Annotated in this window: 24 protein-coding genes; 7 read left to right on the top strand and 17 right to left on the bottom strand. The window is 61.5% G+C overall.

Features of this window, described 5'->3' with window-relative positions; genetic code table 11:
- Positions 1 to 50: 50 nt before the first annotated feature.
- The 8 genes from gph to ACLKMW_RS19560 all read right to left on the bottom strand — a co-directional run bounded on the left by gph (position 51) and on the right by ACLKMW_RS19560 (position 7,225).
- Positions 51 to 752, bottom strand: coding sequence for a phosphoglycolate phosphatase (gene gph / locus ACLKMW_RS19595; protein ID WP_415726189.1), 702 nt, complete (start codon positions 750 to 752; stop codon positions 51 to 53).
- Complete coding sequence (locus ACLKMW_RS19590) at positions 749 to 1,306, bottom strand: thioredoxin family protein (protein WP_415726188.1); 558 nt, start codon at positions 1,304 to 1,306, stop codon at positions 749 to 751. The genes gph and ACLKMW_RS19590 overlap by 4 nt, the downstream gene beginning before the upstream one ends.
- A 28-nt stretch (positions 1,307 to 1,334) precedes the next feature.
- The gene (gene rpe / locus ACLKMW_RS19585) at positions 1,335 to 2,021 is read right to left on the bottom strand and encodes a ribulose-phosphate 3-epimerase (RefSeq protein ID WP_415726187.1); all 687 of its coding nucleotides are present in this window, start codon (positions 2,019 to 2,021) and stop codon (positions 1,335 to 1,337) included.
- Positions 2,018 to 2,941 (bottom strand): CbbX protein, encoded by a 924-nt coding sequence (cbbX, locus tag ACLKMW_RS19580; protein ID WP_415726186.1) that lies wholly within the window; start codon positions 2,939 to 2,941, stop codon positions 2,018 to 2,020. The genes rpe and cbbX overlap by 4 nt, the downstream gene beginning before the upstream one ends.
- Positions 2,942 to 3,114: 173 nt before the next feature.
- Entirely contained in the window at positions 3,115 to 3,528 is a 414-nt protein-coding gene (locus tag ACLKMW_RS19575; protein WP_415726185.1) for a ribulose bisphosphate carboxylase small subunit, read from the bottom strand.
- Positions 3,529 to 3,710: 182 nt separating this feature from the next.
- The gene (locus tag ACLKMW_RS19570) at positions 3,711 to 5,171 is read right to left on the bottom strand and encodes a form I ribulose bisphosphate carboxylase large subunit (RefSeq protein ID WP_415726184.1); all 1,461 of its coding nucleotides are present in this window, start codon (positions 5,169 to 5,171) and stop codon (positions 3,711 to 3,713) included.
- Positions 5,172 to 5,289: 118 nt separating this feature from the next.
- Entirely contained in the window at positions 5,290 to 6,162 is an 873-nt protein-coding gene (locus ACLKMW_RS19565) for a phosphoribulokinase (protein ID WP_415726183.1), read from the bottom strand.
- A gap of 13 nt (positions 6,163 to 6,175) precedes the next feature.
- Positions 6,176 to 7,225, bottom strand: a complete 1,050-nt coding sequence (locus ACLKMW_RS19560) for a class 1 fructose-bisphosphatase (RefSeq protein WP_415726182.1) — start codon at positions 7,223 to 7,225, stop codon at positions 6,176 to 6,178.
- A gap of 129 nt (positions 7,226 to 7,354) precedes the next feature.
- Here ACLKMW_RS19560 and ACLKMW_RS19555 point away from each other — a divergent pair, with 129 nt between their 5' ends.
- Positions 7,355 to 8,302: a LysR family transcriptional regulator gene (locus ACLKMW_RS19555; protein WP_415726181.1), complete on the top strand. Its 948-nt coding sequence runs from the start codon at positions 7,355 to 7,357 to the stop codon at positions 8,300 to 8,302.
- A 4-nt stretch (positions 8,303 to 8,306) separates the two neighbouring features.
- Here the strand turns inward: ACLKMW_RS19555 and ACLKMW_RS19550 are convergent, their stop codons facing one another.
- Genes ACLKMW_RS19550 through ACLKMW_RS19525 form a run of 6 tightly spaced genes read right to left on the bottom strand, consistent with a single transcriptional unit; the run spans position 8,307 to position 13,420 of the window.
- On the bottom strand, positions 8,307 to 8,954 hold the full coding sequence (locus ACLKMW_RS19550) for a hypothetical protein (RefSeq protein ID WP_415726180.1): 648 nt from the start codon (positions 8,952 to 8,954) through the stop codon (positions 8,307 to 8,309).
- Entirely contained in the window at positions 8,951 to 9,823 is an 873-nt protein-coding gene (locus tag ACLKMW_RS19545; protein WP_415726179.1) for an ABC transporter permease, read from the bottom strand. The genes ACLKMW_RS19550 and ACLKMW_RS19545 overlap by 4 nt, the downstream gene beginning before the upstream one ends.
- Entirely contained in the window at positions 9,820 to 10,599 is a 780-nt protein-coding gene (locus tag ACLKMW_RS19540) for an ABC transporter ATP-binding protein (protein WP_415726211.1), read from the bottom strand. The genes ACLKMW_RS19545 and ACLKMW_RS19540 overlap by 4 nt, the downstream gene beginning before the upstream one ends.
- A gap of 48 nt (positions 10,600 to 10,647) precedes the next feature.
- Positions 10,648 to 11,112, bottom strand: coding sequence for a cupredoxin domain-containing protein (locus ACLKMW_RS19535; RefSeq protein WP_415726178.1), 465 nt, complete (start codon positions 11,110 to 11,112; stop codon positions 10,648 to 10,650).
- Between the two features lie 42 nt (positions 11,113 to 11,154).
- The gene (locus ACLKMW_RS19530) at positions 11,155 to 12,144 is read right to left on the bottom strand and encodes a YVTN family beta-propeller repeat protein (protein WP_415726177.1); all 990 of its coding nucleotides are present in this window, start codon (positions 12,142 to 12,144) and stop codon (positions 11,155 to 11,157) included.
- A 40-nt stretch (positions 12,145 to 12,184) separates the two neighbouring features.
- Positions 12,185 to 13,420: an ABC transporter substrate-binding protein gene (locus tag ACLKMW_RS19525; RefSeq protein WP_415726176.1), complete on the bottom strand. Its 1,236-nt coding sequence runs from the start codon at positions 13,418 to 13,420 to the stop codon at positions 12,185 to 12,187.
- A gap of 332 nt (positions 13,421 to 13,752) precedes the next feature.
- Between ACLKMW_RS19525 and ACLKMW_RS19520 the strand changes: the two genes are divergently transcribed.
- Genes ACLKMW_RS19520 through ACLKMW_RS19500 form a run of 5 tightly spaced genes read left to right on the top strand, consistent with a single transcriptional unit; the run spans position 13,753 to position 18,106 of the window.
- The gene (locus tag ACLKMW_RS19520; protein WP_415726175.1) at positions 13,753 to 14,937 is read left to right on the top strand and encodes a (5-formylfuran-3-yl)methyl phosphate synthase; all 1,185 of its coding nucleotides are present in this window, start codon (positions 13,753 to 13,755) and stop codon (positions 14,935 to 14,937) included.
- Positions 14,934 to 15,572: an amino acid kinase family protein gene (locus ACLKMW_RS19515; RefSeq protein WP_415726174.1), complete on the top strand. Its 639-nt coding sequence runs from the start codon at positions 14,934 to 14,936 to the stop codon at positions 15,570 to 15,572. Before ACLKMW_RS19520 ends, ACLKMW_RS19515 begins: the two co-directional genes overlap by 4 nt.
- Positions 15,573 to 15,574: 2 nt before the next feature.
- Entirely contained in the window at positions 15,575 to 16,126 is a 552-nt protein-coding gene (locus tag ACLKMW_RS19510) for a flavoprotein (protein WP_415726173.1), read from the top strand.
- Positions 16,119 to 17,516 carry a DUF6513 domain-containing protein gene (locus ACLKMW_RS19505; RefSeq protein ID WP_415726172.1) on the top strand — a complete coding sequence of 466 codons (1,398 nt, stop codon included), beginning with the start codon at positions 16,119 to 16,121 and terminating at the stop codon, positions 17,514 to 17,516. The genes ACLKMW_RS19510 and ACLKMW_RS19505 overlap by 8 nt, the downstream gene beginning before the upstream one ends.
- A complete protein-coding gene (locus ACLKMW_RS19500; RefSeq protein ID WP_415726171.1) occupies positions 17,516 to 18,106 on the top strand; it encodes a DUF447 domain-containing protein in 591 nt (196 codons plus the stop codon). Before ACLKMW_RS19505 ends, ACLKMW_RS19500 begins: the two co-directional genes overlap by 1 nt.
- A 27-nt stretch (positions 18,107 to 18,133) precedes the next feature.
- Here ACLKMW_RS19500 and ACLKMW_RS19495 read toward each other — a convergent pair whose 3' ends face one another.
- Positions 18,134 to 19,174: a hydantoinase/oxoprolinase family protein gene (locus ACLKMW_RS19495; protein WP_415726170.1), complete on the bottom strand. Its 1,041-nt coding sequence runs from the start codon at positions 19,172 to 19,174 to the stop codon at positions 18,134 to 18,136.
- A 45-nt stretch (positions 19,175 to 19,219) separates the two neighbouring features.
- Between ACLKMW_RS19495 and ACLKMW_RS19490 the strand changes: the two genes are divergently transcribed.
- On the top strand, positions 19,220 to 19,918 hold the full coding sequence (locus ACLKMW_RS19490; protein WP_415726169.1) for a HisA/HisF-related TIM barrel protein: 699 nt from the start codon (positions 19,220 to 19,222) through the stop codon (positions 19,916 to 19,918).
- Between the two features lie 193 nt (positions 19,919 to 20,111).
- On the opposite strand, the gene fae is transcribed toward ACLKMW_RS19490, so the two are convergent.
- On the bottom strand, positions 20,112 to 20,618 hold the full coding sequence (gene fae, locus ACLKMW_RS19485) for a formaldehyde-activating enzyme (RefSeq protein WP_415726168.1): 507 nt from the start codon (positions 20,616 to 20,618) through the stop codon (positions 20,112 to 20,114).
- Between the two features lie 172 nt (positions 20,619 to 20,790).
- Positions 20,791 to 21,633, bottom strand: coding sequence for a triphosphoribosyl-dephospho-CoA synthase (locus ACLKMW_RS19480; RefSeq protein WP_415726167.1), 843 nt, complete (start codon positions 21,631 to 21,633; stop codon positions 20,791 to 20,793).
- Positions 21,634 to 21,635 lie beyond the last annotated feature (2 nt).

Genomic DNA, 21,635 nt, shown 5'->3' with positions numbered 1-21,635 from the left:
GCCCGAAGATCGTCACGGATCTTCGGGCTGTTGCTTGTTCCGGCCATGCGCTACGCCGCTTTTCGCAGTTCGTTCAGAGCCGCGGGCAAATCTTTCAAGCTGTCGCAAATCAAATCGGCGCCGAGTTCCTCGACCGGGGCCTTGGTATAGCCGCCGCGTATGAGAACCACGGGTATGCCGGCTGCCCGCGCTGCCTCGACGTCGGTGATGCTGTCGCCGACCATCAGGGCCTGACTTGGCTCCACGCCCAACTGGTCGAGCGCCAGAAACAGCGCGTCGGGCGCAGGCTTCATGTGCGTGACCGCATCGCCGCCGACGATTGCGCCGAGCCGATCCGTCAGGCCGAAGTGAAGCAGGATTTCACGCGTCGCCACTTGCGGTTTGTTGGTAACGACGCCGAGCTTGACGCCATTGATGTGCAGATGCGCGATCGCCTCCTGGGCGCCGGGCAGGAGGCTGGTGAGACGGGTCAGTTGGCGACTGTAGATCTGCACCATCTCGCGGTTCGCTTCGTCGAGTTCAGCTTCCGTAAGTGGACTTGCCTGCGCGGCAAAGGCGCGCTGGACCAGCTTCCTGACACCATTGCCTATCATCGACCGGACCTCAGGCAACGAGAGCTCCGGCAGGCCCCGGCTTTCCAGCAGTTCGTTGACGGAGGCGGCAAGATCGGGAACCGAATCTATCAGGGTTCCGTCAAGGTCGAACAATATCGCTCGAGGAAAAGGCAGGGGATTGCGGGTTTCGGCGCTCATGCACTCTCCTTCCATTTGATGGAACAGCCAATCGAGGCGATCTGGTCGGTCGGGCCATTTCCAGTGCGGGCCACGTGCTTCATGGCTTCGTAGAGGTCGCGGCGCAGGCCAGGTGCGTCCGTCTCCTTGCGTGAAGCATCGAGCCTGCCGCGATATTGAAGAGTCAGTTCGCCGTTGAAGCCGAAGAAATCCGGCGTGCAGGCCGCGCCATAGGCGCGTGCTACCGACTGGTCCTCATCGTAGAGATAGGGAAAGGGGAATTGATGCTTGGTGGCAAACAGTTCCATGTTCTCGAAGGAGTCTTCCGGATAGGCCTCGGCATCGTTGGAACTGATCGCCACGAAGCCCACTCCTTGCGCCTTGAGGTCGGCCGCATCGCGAACGATGCGCTGGACGACCGATTTCACATAAGGGCAATGATTGCAGATGAAGGCGACGACGAGCCCATTCGGCCCGGCGAGGTCGAACAGGGAATGATTTTTCCCATCGATGCCGGGCAGGGTGGCGTCCACTGCCGGCCATCCGAAATCGCAGACTGGGGGTATTGCGGCCATGGTCAGAATTCCATGAAGAAGATATCGGTCAGGCGGCTTTCGAAACTGCGCCGTCGGCGGCTTGGCGAATGGCGGCGATGTTGCTGCGGTACGCCGCCTCGGTTCCACCCTTGAAAACCGCCGAACCGGCCACCAGCACGTTGGCACCGGCGGCGGTAACCAGCGGTGCGGTTTCGGGGGTTACGCCACCGTCGATCTCGATGTCGATCGGGCGGTCGCCGATCAGCGCCTTGACCCGCTTCACCTTCTCGATGACGGACGGAATGAAGGCCTGGCCGCCAAAGCCAGGATTGACTGTCATCAGCAGGACGAGGTCGAGCCGGTCGAGTACATATTCGATGACATTTTCGGGCGTCGAGGGGTTGAGCGAGACGCCGGCCTTCTTGCCGAGATTGCGGATCGCCTGCAGCGAGCGGTCGAGATGTGGACCAGCCTCGGCGTGAACCGTGATGATGTCGCATCCGGCATCGGCAAAGGCCGCCAGATAGGGATCGGCCGGCGCAATCATCAAATGGCAGTCGAACACCTTGTCGGTGCGGTCGCGGATCGCCTTGATGACCGGCGGGCCAAAAGTGATGTTCGGCACGAAATGGCCATCCATGACGTCGAGGTGAATCCAGTCGGCCCCCGCCCGCACGATCGTCTCGACCTCCTCGCCGAGCCGCGAGAAATCCGATGATAGCACGGAAGGGGCGATGATGGTTTTGTGCCTCATTTGGCGGCTCCTTGCGGGGGCTTGGATTGCATCGAGAATACGCGACTTGCCGTAATGTCCGCAGCCGAGATTGTCGACAGCGCATGGGCGTCGAGCGGCCCCTCAGCGGTTTCGAACAGCCGATTGGCCTGGCGCAGCCTGGCGCGATCCAGCGCGTTGCGGATCGAGCGTGCATTGGCGAAATGCGGCTGAGCCCGCCGGCGCGCGATATAGTCGGTGAGGGCGGTCACCGCGCTCGCGTCAAGCTTGTAGTTCTGCTGGTCGAGCATTCTGGTCGCGATCTGAAGGAGTTCGTCGTCTGCGTAGTCGGGGAAGTCTATATGATGGGCGATGCGCGAACGAAAGCCCGGATTGCTTTCGAAGAAGCGGTCCATGCGCTGCGTATAGCCGGCGAGGATGACGACGAGGTCGTCGCGCTGGTTTTCCATGACCTGAAGCAGGATCTCGATTGCCTCCTGGCCGTAGTCTCGCTCGTTCTCCGGCCGATAGAGATAGTAGGCCTCGTCGATGAACAGCACGCCGCCCATCGCCCGTTTCAGGATCTCCTTCGTCTTCGGGGCAGTGTGTCCGATATATTGCCCGACAAGATCGTCGCGGGTGACCGAGACGAGATGACCCTTGCGGATGTAGCCCAGCCGATGCAGCAGATCGGCCATGCGCATCGCCACCGTTGTCTTGCCGGTGCCCGGGTTGCCGGTGAAGCTCATATGGAGCGTCGGCGTTTCATGGGCGAGCCCCATGCTCTTGCGGGCGCGCTCGACAAGCAGCAGCGCCGCGGTCTCGCGGATGCGCTTCTTGACAGGGGCAAGTCCGACCAGGTCGCGGTCGAGTTCGGCAAGAACATCCTTGACCCCGGAGCTTTCAAACTCCTTGCGCAGATCGATGGCCGTGGGGATTTCGGCTTCTGCTGTTAAGGACATTGGAATACCTGTTCAGTGCATTTGTATTCGGAGCATCCTCTCATCCGGCCGCCTTCTCACCGGTGGGAAAAGAGGGGACCGTGGTGCCGTTTCTCCTCTCCCCAGCGGGGAGAGGGTGGCTTGCGAAGCAGACCGGGCGAGGGGGTGATTTACTGTCCCGCTGGACCTCACGCCTATCTGCTTCCCACCGGCCGATCGGCCGAGTAGGGCTTCGTCGTATAGCGTATCATACGCCCGGCCCCATCCTGGCGCTCGAGCCGGAAGCCGGGCTCGTCGGCGGGCCGGTTGACGATGAAGGACAGCTTCACCGACTCCCAGCCATGCGAGGAATCGAAGGCGACCACGCGAATGTAACGGTCGCCATAAGCTTTCCGGCACTCGTTCAACTCCAGCATGAGGGCCGCCGCATCCGGATTGTCGAACATCGGATGGCCCCACATGTCCCAATAAGTGTTGCGCGGGTGCGGGTCGTCGGTGAATTCGAGGCTTACCGCCCAGCCATTGTCGATGCAGTACTGTACCTGCGCCCTGATCTGGTCGTCGGTGAGGTCGGGCAGGAAGGAGAAGGCTCCTTGAGTGATGCGCATTGTGAAAATCCTCTGATCTCGGGGAAAAATGCCCCCTCATCCGGCCCTTCGGGCCACCTTCTCCCCGTCGGGGAGAAGAGGTGGGCGCCGACGTCTCTGATCTCCTCTCCCTGGCGGGGAGAGGGTGGCCGAGCGAAGCGGAGGTCGGGTGAGGGGGAGTGTCATCTGATGACCTACAGCCGTTATTCCGCAGCCGTCGCAACCGGAACGAAGTCGGGCGAGTCGGTCGAGGCGTAGTTGAAGGTGACGTCCTTCCAGGTTTCGAGGGCCTGCTTCAGCGGCAGACAGAACTTGGCGGCGTTTTCGAGGATTTCGGGACCTTCATTGAGATAGTCGCGGCCCTCGTTGCGGGCCAGAACCATCGCTTCAAGTGCCACGCGATTTGCGGTGGCGCCGGCCGCTATCCCCATCGGATGGCCGATGGTGCCGCCGCCGAACTGCAGCACGACATCCTCGCCGAGAAGGTGAAGAAGCTGGTGCATCTGGCCGGCATGGATGCCGCCCGAGGCGACCGGCATCAGCTTGTTGAGCGAGGCCCAATGCTGGTCGAAGAAAATGCCGTTCTCAAGCTGGGTGGGATTAAAATCCTCCCGGCAGATGTCGTAATACCCTTTCGTTGTAGCCGGATCGCCTTCCAGCTTGCCGACAACGGTGCCGGCATGGATGTGATCGACCCCGGCAAGCCGCATCCATTTGGCGATGACACGAAACGAGACGCCGTGGTTCTTCTGGCGCGTATAGGTCGAGTGGCCGGCGCGATGCAGGTGCAGGATCATGTCGTTCCTGCGCGCCCATTTGGCCATGGACTGGATCGCGGTGTAGCCGATGACGAGGTCGATCATGACGATGTTGGAGCCGAGTTCCCTGGCGAAATCCGCGCGCTCGTACATGTCTTCCATGGTGGCGGCGGTGACGTTGAGATAGGTGCCCTTGATCTCGCCTGTCTCGGCCTGCGCCTTGTTGACCGCTTCCATGCAGTAGAGAAAGCGTTCGCGCCAATGCATGAAAGGCTGCGAGTTGATGTTTTCGTCGTCCTTGGTGAAGTCGAGGCCGCCCTTCAGCGCCTCGTAGACGACACGGCCGTAGTTGCGGCCGGACAGTCCGAGCTTCGGCTTGACGGTGGCGCCAAGCAGCGGGCGGCCGAACTTGTCGAGGCGTTCGCGCTCCACCACGATGCCGGTCGCCGGCCCCTGGAAAGTCTTCACATAGGCGACGGGCAGCCGCATGTCCTCGAGCCGCAGCGCCTTCAGCGGCTTGAAGCCGAACACGTTGCCGATGATGGAGGCGGTGAGATTGGCGATCGAGCCCGGCTCGAACAGGTCGAGATCGTAGGCGATATAGGCGAAATGCTGGTCGGGCGCGTTGGGCACCGGGTCGACGCGATAGGCTTTGGCGCGGTATTTCTCCTTCGCCGTAAGCCGGTCGGTCCAGACCACGGTCCAGGTCGCGGTCGAGGATTCGCCTGCCACGGCAGCCGCCGCCTCGATCGGGTCCACACCCTCCTGCGGAGTGATGCGAAACACCGCGATGAGGTCTGTATCCTTCGGCTCGTAGTCGGGCTCCCAATAGCCCATTTTCCGGTATTCCATGACGCCGGATCTGTAGCGATCCGCTCCGGTGACGGTCTGGGACTTGCTGGCCATGGCATTGATCCTTTCGGTTTCGGGTCGTCCGTTCGTCAGGCGGCTCTGGCGGTTGCAATCTTCAGCGTCGAGCTATCGGCAAAGGGCAAATGCGGCCATCTGCGGGCCTCCCTGATTCTCACGACACGCGGTTCTGGCGCTCGATCAATTGCAGGATCAGCGGGGTCAAGATCAACTGCATGGCAAGATCGAGCTTGTTTCCCGGTACGACGATGGAGTTCGCACGCGACATGAAGCTGTCGTGGATCATCGACAGCAGATAGGGAAAATCGATGCCGCGCGGTTTGGCGAAACGGATGACCAGCATCGATTCGTCCGGCGTCGGTATCCAGCGCGCCATGAACGGGTTCGAAGTATCGACGATCGGCACGCGCTGGAAATTGATATCGGTCAGCGCGAATTGCGGCGTGATGTGGCGGACATAGTCGGGCATGCGGCGCAGGATCGAATCCATCACCGCCTCGTCCGAATAACCGCGCGTCGCCTTGTCGCGATGGATCTTCTGAATCCATTCCAGGTTGATGACCGGCACCACGCCGATCTTCAAATCGGCGAATTTCGGCAGGTCGACGGTTTCGGTCTGGGCGCAGCCATGAAGCCCCTCGTAGAACAGGAGCTGGCTTGGGGGAAATTCGCGCCATGCGGTGAAGGTTCCGGCCGGCTGCCCGTAGAACTCGGCTTCCTCTTCATCATGGATGTAGGTACGGGTCTTGCCGGTGCCCTTGCGGCCATATTCCTCGAAAACCGACTGCAGGATTTCCAGTTCGTTGGCCTCGGCGTTGAAGTGGGTGAAGTTGGGATTGCCCTTGCGCTCTTCCTCGGCGACCTTTTCCTTCATCGCGGCGCGGTCGTAGCGGTGGAACGCATCACCCTCGATGAAGGCGGCCTCGATATCCTCGCGTCGGAAAATCTGCTCGAATATCCGCTTGACGGATGTCGTGCCTGCTCCGGAAGAGCCGGTAATCGAAATAATGGGGTGCCTGGCAGACATTCTGCTTGCTCCGTCAGGCGCGGAACAGGCCGCGATTGCCGAATAGCGGCGACCGTTCGCCGATACGGCTCGGGGCCAGGTGATAGCGTGCGATGCGCGCCACTTCTCTTTTCGAGCCGAACACCAGCGGCGTGCGCTGATGCAGGCTTTGCGGCTCGATATCCAGAATGCGGCTGATCGTGTCGGTTGCCATTCCGCCCGCCTGCTCGATCAGATAGGCGATCGGGTTGGCTTCATAGACGAGGCGAAGCCGGCCCTGGGCATAGCCGCGCCGTTTGTCGCCCGGGTAGAGGAATACGCCGCCACGCATCAGGATGCGGTAGCAGTCGGCAACCAGCGAGGCGATCCAGCGCATGTTGAAATCGCGTTCGCGTGGTCCCTCGCTGCCTTTCATGCAGTCGTCGACATAGAGCCTCACCGCCTCGTCCCAATGGCGATAATTTGCGGCGTTGATGGCAAACTCATGCGCGCGGTCGGGAATGATCCGGCTTTCATACGCCTGGATGAAGGTCCCTAATCGCGCCGATTGGACGAAGACATGCGTGCCGCTGCCAAGCGACAGGACAAGGGCCAGTTGCGGTCCGTAGATGAAGTAGCCCGCGCCGATCTGGTTGCTTCCCGGCTGCAAAAAAATGGCGGCCGGATTTTGGTCCGGCGCGCCAGTTGCAGGGAGAAGTGAAAAGATGGTCCCGATCGAGACGTTGGTGTCGATATTGGACGATCCGTCGAGCGGATCGATGGCGATTGCCAGCGGCGCATCGCTGTCGAGGAGGACCGGCTGTTCCAGTTCTTCGGAGGCATAGAATGCGACTGGTGCCTGCCGCATCGCATCGAGGAAAATGTCGTCGGCGAAGACATCCAGATCCTTCTGAAGATCGCCATCGCTGTTTGCGCTGTTACGCGCCCCGGCAAATGCTCTGCCGAGCGCACCCTGGTTGATGACATTGCGGATTTTCGTGGCGGCCTGTGCGAGCTGGTGGACGGTTGTCGCCACGGCTTCACGAAGCGGGTCGCCCTTTCCGACATAGGAGTTCAAAACGGCATCGAGCGTTGCGGTGGTCATCGGTGTCTCCCCAGCCTGTCGCCACCCTCCTCAGGGCAGATCAGGCTTGGGGTAAATGAGATCAAAGCCATCCACCTAAGTAAATTTTAATAAGTTTACTTTCTTACTAAAAAAGATTTAGCATAAACCATGCGCAACCTCACTCTCAGGCAGTTCCGTGCCGTGCAGGCGATCACGGACACAGGGAAAATAGTCAATGCCGCCAAGATGTTGGGGCTTTCGCCTCCGGCAGTCACCATTCAGTTGCGGCAGGTCGAGGAAGAGCTGGGGATCGCCCTTTTCGATCGCACGGCGGGCGGTATGCGTCCGACTGCCGCAGGGTTAGCCTTCGTCGAAACGGCTCAGTTGCTGGATGAGAGGCTAAGGCTGCTCAGGGACCAGATCGACTCCATCAAGGGCCTGCGCATCGGCAGTCTCAAGCTGGGCGTCGTTTCGACCGCCAAATATTTTGCTCCGCGCATGATGGCGGCTTTCATGAAGGAGCATCCCGACATCGACATGCGGCTGACGATAGGCAACCGCTCCGAGATCATCGCCAATCTGAAGAGCCACGATGTCGATATCGCGTTGATGGGCCGGCCGCCGCGCGACATTCCGGTTCGGGCTTCGGCCTTCGGCGACCATCCGCTGGTCATCATCGCGCCGCCCGACCATCCGCTGGTCGATGTCCGCGACATATCGAAGGAACGGATCGCACAGGAGCATTTCCTCATCCGCGAACCAGGCTCGGGCACGCGCATTTCGCTTGAGATATTCCTGGGCGAATTACCCGGCCGTCTTGACGATCTCGGCATCGAAATTGGGTCGAACGAAACCATCAAGCAGGCGGTGATGGCAGGGCTCGGCGTCGCCTTCATTTCGGCGCACACCATTGCATCCGAGGTTGAGGCGGGGCGCCTGGTCATTCTGGATGTCGTCGGAATGCCGATCAGGCGGCAATGGTTTGCCGTTTCGCGCGCCGACCGAGCGGCTTCACCGGCGATGGCGACGTTTCACGATTTCCTGATGCGCAAGGGCGCCATGTATCTGCCGCTGTTCGGCAAGCTCTATCCCGATACGCCCCCACATCCGCCATGAGCCGCTATTTTTCGGCAAGCGCGTCCGAAACGGTCTTGGATAGTTGATAGAGCCGCTGTTCGATCAGCGTTGGCACCTCGCAGACCGCTGTCAGCGAATGGACGCGTTCGTCGAAAAGCCGGGTCTCCCATGTCAATTGGTCGGTGCGGCGCTCGATCTCGTCGGGATCGGCATCGGGTTTGGCCCGCAATGCATCGAGTTCCGAGCCTTCTTTTCTCAGCCATGCGGCCAGGTCGAGCTGTCTGTGCGCATAACGTGCGATCCCGGAAATGACGTGCGAACGCTCGGCATTGAGATGGTCGAACAGGCCGCGCGCCAGCATCATCAGTTGCGGCTCGCGCTTGTCGGCGGGCAAGGAATCGGCGAACGCTCTTATTTCCTTTTGCGCCTCGGCAATGGGCGTGCGCCGGGCGGCAACCGTCTTGACCAGATCGGAGATGCGGGAATCTTTCGCCCAGTCGCCTGCTGTTTCGGGTAATTCGGGTCCGTTCCACACCTGGCCGAGCGAGAGCTCCGGCACTTTGCGCTGGATGCAGGGCCAGTCCGGATCGTTGTTGGAGGCGGCCATTGCCGGGAGCGTCGTCGACGACAGCAACAGCGCAGCGCCCCAATGGAGGCTCCAACGACAGATTGTTTTCAGATGTCGCTTCATCCGTTTCCTCCGGCGTCCTGTTTCCGGTTCATCAATCCGCGCGAGGGATCGTAGGCGATGATGGCACCGGTGAGAAAGATCAGCGTGCAGCCGACGACCACGGCCAACGAAAACAGCTCGACCTGGCCGTAGAAGGCAAAGCGGATCAGTTCGACCGCATAGGTGAAGGGGTTGGCCACGCAGATCTGGTAGAGAAGGGGGCTCGATTCCTGGATGCGCCACAGCGGATAAAGAGCCGGGGAGGCGAAATAGGCCGGAAAGATCACGAAATTCATGATTCCGGCGAAATTTTCGAGCTGCCGGATCATCGACGACAACAGCATGCCGAGCGCGCAGAGCATCATCCCCGAGAGGAACAGCGCCGGCAGCACCATGACATAGCCGATCGGCGGCGCCTTGACGCCCCAGAACCAGGCGACGAGCAGGAATGCGTAGACCTGGGCAATCGCCACCGCCACGCCTGCCAGAAGTTTGGAAACCAGCAGGAACCAGCGCGGAAAGGGGCTGACCAGCAGAATGCGCATATTGCCCATCTCGCGGTCGTAGACCATGGACAGCGACGATTGCATGCCGGCAAAAAGCAGGATCATGCCGCACAGGCCCGGCGTGATGTAGACCTCGTAAAGAACATAGGTCTTGTAGGGCGGGATGATCGAGACGCCCAGCACCTGGCGGAAACCCGCCGCAAAAATGAACAGCCATAGCAGCGGCCGCACCAGCGACGAGACAAAGCGTTCGCGCTGGTTCAGGAAGCGCAGTCCTTCGCGAAGCAGGATGCCCTTCAGGCACACCAGATAGTGACGAAGGGCGAAAGGTTTCGCCCTGACGGGAGCCACCCCGGCCGGTTTGGCGAGCGGTTGAGCGCTCATGGCGCCAGTCCTTCCGATTGCTGCGCATCCAGGCCGCTCAATTGCGAAAAGGCTTCCCGGATGGTGTTCATGCCGGTGGAAAGGATAACCTCTTTCACATTGCCCTTTGCAACGAGATTGCCTTCACGCAGCACCACCACATGGTCGTTTTCTTCGACCTCGTCGATCAAGTGCGTTGCCCAAAGAACGCCGATCCCGTCGGTCGCGACGAGCTTGCGAATGGTGGCCAGGATGCCGGCCCGCGACTGGATGTCGAGCCCGACTGTCGCTTCGTCGAGCAGAAGCAGCGAGGGACGATGCAGCAGCGCGCGAGCGATCTCGATGCGGCGCATCTGCCCGCCGGACAGGCTGCGGGCCTTGTCATGGCGCCTGTCGGCCATATCGACCGAGGCGAGCAGGGCATCGATGCGCCGCCGTGCCTCGCGCGCGCCGATACCATGCAGCGAGGCATGGTAGGAGAGATTCTGATATACGCTGAGATCAAGGTCGAGCGTGCGCGCCTGGAACACGATCCCCAGCCTTCGCAGCGCCTCGCCGGGGGCGCGACTGATATCGTTGCCGAAAATGCGAATTGAGCCGTGGCGAGTGTCGTAGAGATGGCTGATCAGTGAGAACAGCGTGGTCTTGCCGGCGCCGTTGAGGCCAAGCAGCACGGTGAAATTTCCCGGCGTGATCGAGAACGAAACATCGTTCAGCGCTCGTTTCGATCCATAGGAGTGGCTGACGGCCGAAACCTCCAGGGCCGTCACGCCATTTGCGTCGCCATTTGGCTTCATGTGCTGCAAATTGTTGCCTTTTCTTTGCCGCCGCCGCGGCGCGCTGGCCTATTTGATCGTAATCGTGCCCTTCATGCCTTTTTCGGCAAGGTCGGGCACCGACCATGTATAGATACCAGGACGGACGGTGGTGAACTGCACCTGCATCGTGCCCTCGGAATCGAATTCGAGCCAGGCCGGTGCGCCGTTCATGTGGACTTCCAGATCGTTGATGACGATCTGGTTCATCCAGACATTGCGGAACAGGTCGGTGTGGAACTTGTATTCGAGACCGGCCGCAGAGGTGATCTTCCAGCGGTAGCCCTGGCCGGCAATCAGCTCGAAATCCTTCTGGTTGACGGTGAAGCTGTCATCGGCCGAGCCGAGGATCAGCTCGGGCACATCCTGGCTGGCACGGGTGACCTTCGGGCCCTCGTCATCGTCGTCGTCATCATTGTCTTGCGCCCAGCCATGGGATGCCGTCAGCGCCGCACCGATCAATGTGGCGAAAGCAATTGCCCGGTATTTCCTCATTGTCTTCTCCCTTTCATTGCCTGAATTTTGTCTCGATCACCGTCAATTCGGCGACACGACCACGCCCCACGGCAGGGCGCCGACGGTAACCGACTGGATCGGCTCGTCGCTGGCGACGTCGATGAAAGTGATGTCATTCGAGACACCGTTGGTGCTGATGATCATCTTCTGGTCGGGGGTGAACGCCAGCTGCCAGACGCGCTGGCCGACAAGCACGTATTTCTCGACCTCGTAGGTCTCGGCGTTGACGACGGCGACGCGGTTGGCCGGGCCGAGCGCCACGTAAGCCTTCTTGCCGTCGGCCGAAATGCGCACGCCGACCGGCTGGATCGATTCGGAACGCAGGCCGGGAATCTCGAAGGTGATCTTGTGCTTCACTTCGCGGGTTGCATTGTCGATCACCGAGACCGTGCCGCCGATCTCGGAGCTAACCCAGACCTCGGAGCCGTCCGGCTTGAACTCGGCGAAACGCGGCCTGGAATCAACCAGCACATTGTCGGTGATCTCATGGCTGGTGGTGTCGATGAAATGCGCCATGTTGGTTGTCTCGGAGGTGTTGACCATGACCGAACCGTCCGGGCTGACGCCCATGCCCTCCGGCTCGACACCGACGGGAACCTCCGCCAGCACTTTCTTGGTTTCCAGGTCGATCACCGTGACAAGGTTGTCGTCCTCATTGGCCACGTAGAGCCGCTTGCCGTCCGGCGAGAGCACGAACAGCTCCGGATCGGGGCCGGACGGCAATGAGCCGACGATTTCCAGTGTGGCCGTGTCGATGATTTCGATGGTGTCGTCGTCGCTGGCGCACAGATAGATGAACTTGCCGTCATGGGAGATGGTGATGCCGCGCGGCCGTTGGCCGACTGGAATGGTCTTGACCACCTCCATGGTCGCGGAATCGACGACGCTGATCGTGTTGTCCTTTTCGTTGGAGACATAGACCATGTAGGCGGATGCCGGGGTGGTCATCAGGCCGGTCGTCAACAAGCCGGTGGCAATGGCGGCTGCCTTGAAAGTCAGTCGTCTTGTCATCAGTAACTCCTCCCAGAGTGGATTTTGAGCGTCGCCCGCCTCACTTCAGCACGCATTTCGTCTCCGGCTGGTCGACCCCCAGCGTGTCGAGTTCCGACACCTGGTGCAGGAAGCCTTCCTGCGGCGAGGTCGAAATGACGGAACGGCCGTCGCCAAGGAAAATCGGTTGGCGCAATTGCCAGTTCCAGTCGCGGAAGGTCAGTTTCTGGCCCTTGAACGCAGCAATGGAAAAGTCGGGCGAGCGGATGAATGCGGCGATCTTCTCAGGGTCGCCGCTTTGCGTGCGGGTAGCGGCATCGCCGATGATGCGTATCGCCGTCCAGGCAGACATGTCTTTCGACAGCATGCGCCGGCCGCTCGCCTTGGCGAAACGGTTCTGGATCTGGGTGCCGCCCCATTGTTCGCTCGCGGGGTGCCAGGCCGAGGGAATGAGGCCGGCGGTGCCGGCCACCGGCCGCGGAATCCAGGTGCGGAACGGAACATAGGTGCCGAAGACCTCGCTCTCATCGGCGACCAGAAGAACATCATGTTCGGGCAGATCCTGCGTGAACACCGGCATCTGCTTCTGGATCTGGACGACGCCGGAGTCGGTGCGACGCGCCGTGCCGGTGTCCTTGAATTCCTTCTCGGCGATGATTTCGCCGCCAAAGCGTGTGGCGGCGCGGCGCAGCGCCTCGGCAAAAAGCTGGTCGCGTTCATGCGACCCATAGACCAGCACCCATCTGCGCCATTGCTTCCAGATCAGATATTGCGCCAGCCCATCGGCCAGCATGGTGCGCGTCGGCGCGGTGTGGAAGATGTTGATACGGCAGTTTTCCTCGCGAAGGCTGTCGTCGGTAGCGCCGACATTGAACAGCAGGATGCCCTTGTCGCGGGCGATGTCGGCGACCGACAGCAGCTGCTTCGCCGAAAGATCGGTCAGCACATAGCGATCGCCCTTCGCGGCCATCTCGTTGAAGATCGCCACGACATCGGCGTCGGGCTCGACCTCGGTTACGTCGAGGCTGAATTTCTGGCCGAGAAAGGCGCCGGTGGTGTTGTTGTCGCCGATCGCCACGTTAGCGCCCGCCACTCCCTCGTCGCGGGGCGGTACATCGAGAACCGAAAGTGCAAGCTGCGGCGCATAGGCCCGTAGATAGCCGATCTTGATTTCGGCAATCTCTTTTGCCGGTTTTGCAGTCGTCGGCGTCGGCGAGGCGTCCTGGGCAAAGGCCGCCGGAACATTGACGCTCGCCAGAAAAAGAATGATGAAGACCCAAAGAGTGTTCGGCACCATATGTTGTTACCTGTCGTACATAGATTGCCGCCCGACTGAGGTCAGGAGGATATGTATTCCGGTGCCGAAACGACCTTAACCGACGACATTCTTTTGGCAACCCCCGGCGATCTGGTTTAGACGGAGCTTAAGCACGGCTCGAAGAGCCCGGATTTCGCGGCTGGAGGCGTGCCTCGGTGTGCTGTCCGATTTTCGGATTGATCCTAAGTATGAATTGTCTATGTGCGTGGGAGCGTCACATTGCGCGTGGCGCCAGAAACCGCCAAACCTTGGCTTCCCGGCAGGGACCACCCATATCGAAGCGTTCTGGCAGCGCCTGAGGAAACTGATCAATGACAAAAATGCTGGCGAGCGTGAACGGGATCGAAGAAGCCGAGATCGCCATGGAAGGCGGTGCCGACATCATCGACCTGAAGGACCCGAAAGCCGGCGCCCTGGGGGCTGTTTCAACTGAGATCGTACGGCAGACGGTGAACGCGATAGCCGGTCGCAGGGCAGTGAGCGCCGTATGCGGCGACTTGCCGATGGAGCCCGGCGTGATCGTGGCCAAGGTCGAGGAGGTCGCGGCAACGGGCGTAGACTATGTGAAGATTGGGTTCTTCCCGTCCGAAAATGCGGCCGCCTGTGCCGAGGCGCTCGCGCCCCTGGCGAAGAACACCAAACTCATCGCGGTGCTGTTTGCCGATCTGGGGCCGAATCTTGAATTGCTGCAGGTGCTGGCCAAGCACGGATTCCACGGTGCGATGGTCGACACCGCCAACAAGGCCGGCGGTCGGCTCTTCGACCATATGCCGCCCGAACGGGCGCTGGATTTCGTCAGCCGTTGCAAGACGCTCGGCCTGACGATCGGTCTCGCCGGATCGCTCGAAGCGCCGGACATTCCTCGACTGCTGCCGTTCGGGCCCAGTTTTCTCGGCTTCCGTGGGGCCTTGTGCGGCGAGGGGCATCGCACCCATGCAATCGATGCGGCCGCCGTCCGGCAGATTCGCTCGCTCATTCCCGAGGAACGCAAGGTAGGCCGCACGTCGAGCGTCGATTATCGGCTTCTGGCGGCGCGCGGCTATTCACCGGGTGCCGCCGATGCCGCACTTGGAACCGACAAGATCTTCGTGCGCGATTTCGTGCTTCCGGTTCAGATCGGCGCCTACAGCTTCGAGCACGGACACACCCAGAAGGTGCGCTTCGACGTCACGGCGGACGTGCTGCGTGTGACGGATGCGCCCGAGGACATGCGCCATGTCTTTTCCTATGACGTGATCATGGACGGCATCAAGACCATCGTTGCGCGCGGCCATGTGCAGTTGAGCGAGTCGCTTGCCGAGCAGGTGGCAGCCCTGGTGCTGGAGGAACCGCGTGTCATGCGTGTCACCGTTCGGGTGGAAAAACTCGAGCTTGGAGCCGGTGGGGTGGGGGTCGAGATCGAGCGCAAGCGGGTGAAGGCGCAGCCGAAAACCTCGCATCGCGAGCTTCGTCCCGTCGCCGATGCCGTTGGCTCGCCGGGGCGCGGCTCGAAGTGAGACGCGTCGTCGTCAAGCTTGGCGGCAGCACGGCCTTTTCCCCCGAAATGAGGGAATGGATAGACGCGCTGGCGGCATCGACCGTTCCGCTGGTACTGGTGCCCGGCGGCGGTCCGTTCGCCGATGCGGTCCGTCAGGCCCAGTCGCAAATGGCTTATTCGGATCGCGCAGCCCATTTCATGGCAATCCTGGCGATGGAGCAGATGGCGCTCGCCCTGCTCGAGACAAGCGCCCGCCTCGCGCCCGCGCGAGCTATCGGCGATATGGAAGTCCTGTTGGAGCAGGGCCGCATCCCGGTATGGCTGCCATCTCAGATGTGTCTTGCGGCAACCGCAATTCCCCAGTCGTGGGAGGCGACTTCCGATTCGCTTGCCGCATGGCTTGCGGCCGAGATCGACGCCGAAACCCTGCTGCTGATCAAGCAGACAAACGCCTTCGATCCGCGCGCGTCGGTCGAAGATCTCGTCCGGGCAGGCATCGTCGATACTATGCTGCCGCAGATGCTTGCGGCCGATGTCAGTTTGCATCTCGCCGGTCCTAGCGCGCTTGCTTCAGCTCGGGCGAAGCTCGTCGCCGGCCAGCTCCCCGGCGTTGAGATTGTTTCGCGTGGAAACGCGGTACGGGGAGCAGCATAACAATGGCCGTGCTGCACACGCCGCGTTGGGCCTGGGTGCTGACTGGCTCGGGCCATTTTTTCACCGAAAGCTTCGCGATGATCCGCGAGCTGGAGCATTGCGATATATTCGTCACGCGCGCGGCAAATGAAGTGCTGCGCATGTACAAGCTTGAGCTCGATTTCCCCGATACGATGCGCGTGCTGCATGACAAGACGGCGAGTGCGGTGCCGGTCGGCGCCTTCTATCACGGCGTCTACCACACGGTCGTCATTGCGCCGGCTTCATCCAACACGGTCGCGAAATGCGTGCTCGGCATTTCCGACACCATCGCCACCAATGTGTTTGCACAGGCCGGCAAATGCCGCGTGCCTTCGATCGTATTTGCCTGCGATACCGCACCTGAACTCGAGACGATGGCGCCTGACGGCATGGTCAAGGTCTATCCGCGCAAGATCGACCTGCAACATACCGAAACGCTGAAGGGCTTCGAGCGCACCAGGGTGGTCGAGTCGCTCGCCGATCTCACCGCGGCGGTGCGCGCCCGCCAAGCCGAACTCGCAAGCCATGGCTGAGCGTTTCGTTTTCCTCACTGGTCACCTGGCCAGGGTCCGCCTGGAAAAGCAACTGACCACTCTCGGGCAGACGGATTTCGAATGGTCGGTCATCGATATAGGTGTGAAGGTGGCCGCGCTGATGACGGAGGAGATCATCAAGCGGCGGCTGACGCTGCCGGACGGTGCTAGCCGCGTCATTCTTCCTGGCCGCTACCGAGGCGACCTTGAGCGGTTGTCGTCACACTTCGACGTGCATTTCGTTCGCGGTCCCGACGAAATAGCCGATCTGCCGGCGTTTCTCGGCAGAGCCGGGGAACTGCCGGACCTAACCCGCCACGACATGCGCATCTTTGCCGAAATCGTCGACGCGCCGATGTTGTCGGTCGCCGGGCTGGTGGCGAGGGCGCAGGTTCTGACCGCCGCCGGGGCCGATGTGATCGACCTTGGCTGCCTCCCCGAAACGCCGTTCCCGCTCCTGGAGGAAGCGGTGCGAACGCTCAAAGGCGAAGGGTTCTCCGTCAGTGTCGATTCCGCCAATCTGGACGAGTTGAAGACCGGCGCGCGTGCCGGCGCGGACTACCTGCTCAGCCTCAACGAGGAAACGCTGCCGCTGGCCTTTGATCATCCGGCAGTGCCGGTGCTGATCCCTTCGGTTCCAGGCGACCTCGACTCGCTCGGCCGTGCCATAGAGGCCGCGCAGAAGGCCGGCATTTCCTTCATCGCCGACGCGGTGCTCGACCCGATCCATTTCGGCTTTGCGCAATCGGTAGGACGGTTCATCGAGGCGCGCCGGCGTTGGCCCGACATCGAGCTTTTGATGGGCACCGGCAACCTGACCGAACTCACTGACGCCGATACTTCGGGCATTACCGCGGTGCTTGCCGGGCTCTGCTCGGAGCTTGCCATTCGCAATGTGCTGGTCGTGCATGTCAGCCCGCATACGGTACGGACCGTGGAGGAGCATGATATTGCGCGGCGTGTCTTGTTCGCCGCACGCCAGGATGGCTCGTTGCCGCGCGGCTATCATCCCGGTCTCCTCCAGGTGCATGACCGCAAACCCTTCGTTGCGACGGGAGAGGACATCGACGCGCTCGCAGACGTTGTCCGCGACGCCAATTTCCGCATCATGACCGCGGAAGACGGCATCCATATCTTCAACAGCAAGGGCCATGTGCTGGCCACGGACGCGTTTGAGCTGTTTCCCGGCTTGGGCGTGGAGGCAGACGGCGCCCATGCATTCTATCTCGGCGCCGAACTGATGAAAGCCGAGATCGCCTGGCGGCTCGGCAAGCGCTATGTACAGGACGAGCCGCTCACATGGGGCGTAGCTGCGCCCGCGCCGGAGGTGGATCGCATGCGCCTGGCGGAGGCTGGCCATACATTGCGGGCGAAGAAGGAAGGTAAGTGATGCCTTACATTCGCGAGTCGATCATCACCACCGTGGACAAGGCGGGCCGGGTCCATATCGCGCCGATCGGCATCATCGCCAAGGACGACGGCTGGATCATTGCGCCGTTTCGCCCTTCGGCCACGCTCGACAATCTTTCGCAGGTGCCGTTCGCCGTTGCCAACTACACCGATGATGCGCGCATCTTCGCCGGCTGTCTGACCGGCCGGAAGGACTGGCCGACCGTACCGCTTGACGGCTTCGCGGTGCCGCGGCTCGAAGCGACGCTGGCGCATTCGGTGCTCGAAGTCGTCAGCATCGACGACGATGCCGTGCGGCCGCGTCATTTCTGCCGCGTGGTGGCCGAAGAGACGCATGCGCCTTTCACCGGCTTCAATCGCGCCAAGGCGGCGGTGCTGGAACTGGCGATCCTGGTCAGCCGCCTCGGCATGCTGCCGCCGGAAAAAATCGACGCCGAAATCGCCTATCTCACCATCGCCATCGATAAGACCGCCGGCCCGCACGAGCAGGAAGCGTGGGACTGGCTGATGGAGCGCGTGACGGATCACCTTGCCAACGCAGCCGCCCCCGGCACCGAAGTGCGCCCCTGAGCTTAGCGCAAAAGTCCGCTCCTGAACTTAGCTCAACTCCGAGGCAAGCAGCGCGACGGCGGCCGCGGGAGCAGCGCTGCTCGCCTCCTTGCGCGCAGTTTCGTCAGCGGGGATGATATCGGCGAAATCCATGTAGCGGCGGTCCATGCGCGTCGCCAGCCGGCTGATCTGCCAGCGCCCGATCCCGGCGCCGACGACAGGCGCATCGTCCGCCAGCCGATGGGTTCCTGCCGCCAGAAATGTTCCGTCGTGAACGAGGCGAAGCTGCTGTTCGCTGAACCATGCCGCCAGATCGCGCCATTCGGACGCCGAGAGGTCGGCGGCATCGCGTCCGACCATGCGTGCCATGCGTGCCGTCGATCCTTCGACCGTCTTTGCCTGCCGGTCGGCCGACGGCTGTTTATCGTCGCTCTCGTCGAGCACGCCGAGAATGCGGTGCACATCGGCAATCGAGGCGAAATATTCGTTCATCAACGGCGTTGGTCGACCCTGAACCGGTGCCGATGGCGTGATGCCATGCAGGGCGCTGCGAACAAAACCGGTGTAAACCAGTTCGCCGGTCAGCAGTCTTTCGGCATCGGTATAGCCCTGGTTGGCAACCTTGCCGTCGCGAGCGACGATGATATCCGTCGTGGTCGAACCCATGTCGACGAACAGCGCATCGCCCAAAATCCTGGCCACCAGGGCGGCACTCGCATGCCAGTTGGCGGAGGCAACGTCGCCACCAAGCTTCACCGCCTGCGCGGGTTTTACGAAGCCGGAGCGCCCCGCGTAGATCGCCGGCTCGCCGGAGAAATGCCTGGCTATTTGCTCGAGCAGGCCCGAAATGCCTGCCTCGCGCGACGCAAAGATGTCGGATAGCTCGCCGGTCATGGTGAAGGCATTGAGATCGCTGCCGGCAAACAGCGGCGATGCTTCCTTGATCGCTTTCGTCAACTGATCGAGGCCCAGCCACAGCGGCGTTGCCAGCGTCAGCGCCTCCACGATGCGGCCGTTCTCGGCGCGCGCAATCTTGAAATGCGCTCCGCCGATATCGCAGCCGACCACCACCTTATGTTCTTTTGTCATGCTTCCAGGCTTTCATGTGTAGGAGGACCGAGCTACAGCCGGGAAATGCAGCTTATCCCGGTTCTCGATCTGAAGGGCGGCCAAGTCGTGCGTGCCCAACAGGGCAGGCGCGACCGTTACCAGCCGATTGTTACGCCGCTCGCCGGCAGTGCCGATCCCGTTCGGGTCGCGGAAGGGCTGCGTGGCCTTCATCCGTTTTCCATCTTCTACGTGGCCGATCTCGACGCGATCGAGGGGCGCGGTTCGAATGCGAGCGCGATTGCACGACTGTCGGAAATGCCGGGCAGGCCGCAGCTCCTAGTGGATGCGGGTTATTGCGACGGCGAGGCATTGGCAAGGGCGTTGGCCGTTCCGGGCCTTCACCCGGTGCTTGGCTCCGAATCGCAGAAAGACGAAACCTTGCTCAAGCGGTTTCGCGATCATCCGAATCTCGTCCTGTCCCTCGATTTCTTCGCAGATGGCTTTCGGGGGCCGCGTGCGCTGCTCGAAAGCCCGGAGTTCTGGCCGCAGCGGCTGATCGTGATGACGCTGGCGAAGGTCGGTTCGGCCACGGGGCCGAATCTTTCCACGCTGGCGGCAATCCAGGCAAAAGCAGGCAATCGCTCGGTAATTGCCGCCGGCGGTGTGCGCAACGAAGCCGATCTTAGCCAATTGTCATCGCTCGGCATCGCTGCGGCGCTGGTTGCGACATCGCTTCACGATGGCACGCTCACTCCCGCGCAAATCGCAGCGTTTGCAAGATGAGGCCGTTCGCAAGGCGCTCGCATTTAGCAACCATCCGGCCAAGGCCGGATGGCTGACTTCGATCCGTAGTACAAAGCCGAAAGACCATCAGGTCTGTCGGCAGCCCATTTCAGAGTCCCAAGAAACGTCTCAACCGGCGCATCAGACCATCCGGCTCAGCAGAGGGGTTCTCCTGTGCGGGGTTGTTTCTTGTCTAAGCTCCGAACGGATGCTTCACGGAATCGCGCTGAGCGGTTGCCTCGGCAGCGGTCGGCTTGCCTTCCACTGCGCGCTGGATGGCTTCCTTCGTCGCCTGATAATTGTACTTCTGGATCTTCGAGTCGTCGTCGGCCTCCCAGTGGATGAACACGCCCACGCAGATGAAGATGTCGTCCGCCTCGTCGGCGGGAATGATGCCTTCGGCAACGCTGTCCTGCACCGCCTTGGCCACCGCGAACTGCGCCGGACCAAACATCTGCACAGCCTGCTTTGCACCCTTGATCGTGACCTTGTTGAACATCACGGTATTGGGCTTGCAGGGCAGGTTGGGGGCGATCACCGCCAGGAGCGAGGTGAAGCCGTCCTTGTTGTTGGTGAGCGCGTTGCAGAATGCCGCTTCGACCGGGCTTCCGCGCGGACCGATGAGAAGATCGATGTGTGCAACCTCGTTGCCGTCTCCGACAAGCGATTCACCGACCATTACTTTTGAGATTTTTGCCATGCCAATTCTCCTCCAAGACACATTGGTGGTGCCCAATTATGCCGCTCACGAGCGGGCGCCCGATCGACAGCTATCCTTGTTGGCAGCGCCCGGAAAAACTCCGGGCCGGTTGGCTGGATAGCCTGCGAAAGCAACAGCCTTCGCCAAGCGGACTCAACCATCATACGCTACCTTATGCAAGGTGGCCGCTGAGGCTGTGGACTAAAAGACAAGCGACCGTCAGGTCGGCGGATGTGCCCGGATTGACGCCCCGGACCTTCAGCTTTTCGTCGAACGCCTTGAGGATGGCGATGCGCTCTGTTTCATCACCGGCCTCATCCAGAAGTGCCTGCACGGCGATGGCCTCCTCGCACAGTTCGCCGGCGATTACTGCGCCGTGCTTGCGCAGCACATGACTATCGGGAAGTGTGGTCAGAAAGCTCAGATAGGCGCGAATCGTCGGCCACATGCCGGTCTCGCCACGTGAGAGCGCGGCATCGAGCGCTGGCAGGCCGACTTCGAAGATGTCGGCAAAACCCGTGACATATTGGCGTGCAATCATGTCGCGATCGCGCGCCTCGCCCATCGCATCGAGCAGGTGAACCTTAGGTTTTTCGCGCACCTCGTGTTTGGACGCCGACCCGAGCCCGCCGGGCGACGCGAGCACGATTGCCTCGAAGACGGCCGCCGTGTCGTCGAGGTCCATGGCGTCCAGAACTGTTTGCAAACTCGCCCTGAGGTCTTTTCCCGGCATCTCGGCGGCGCGGGCGAGCGGTGCGCAAAGCAGAATGATGCCGAGATTTGTGTTGGTTGCGACCGCATCCTGTGTGGCGCGCACCGCCTCCCGGATTCGCGTGCCGACAGACAATGACGGGTCGGTAAGCGGGCCGGACGAGACACTGGCGCTGGTCAGGAACTGGTCGGCCGACATGCGATGCCCGTCGGCGAACAGATGGACGTTTCCGGGCTTCAGCGCCTCGATTTCCCGCCGGCATGCGAGTTCGTAAGCGGCGCGAATGACGCTTTGCGGCAGCATCG

The organism is Borborobacter xinjiangensis (genome assembly GCF_047739745.1).
GTDB lineage: Bacteria > Pseudomonadota > Alphaproteobacteria > Rhizobiales > Rhizobiaceae > Pseudaminobacter.
Note: the sequence above shows the minus strand (reverse complement) of the source record. Positions and strands in the feature narration are given on the sequence as shown.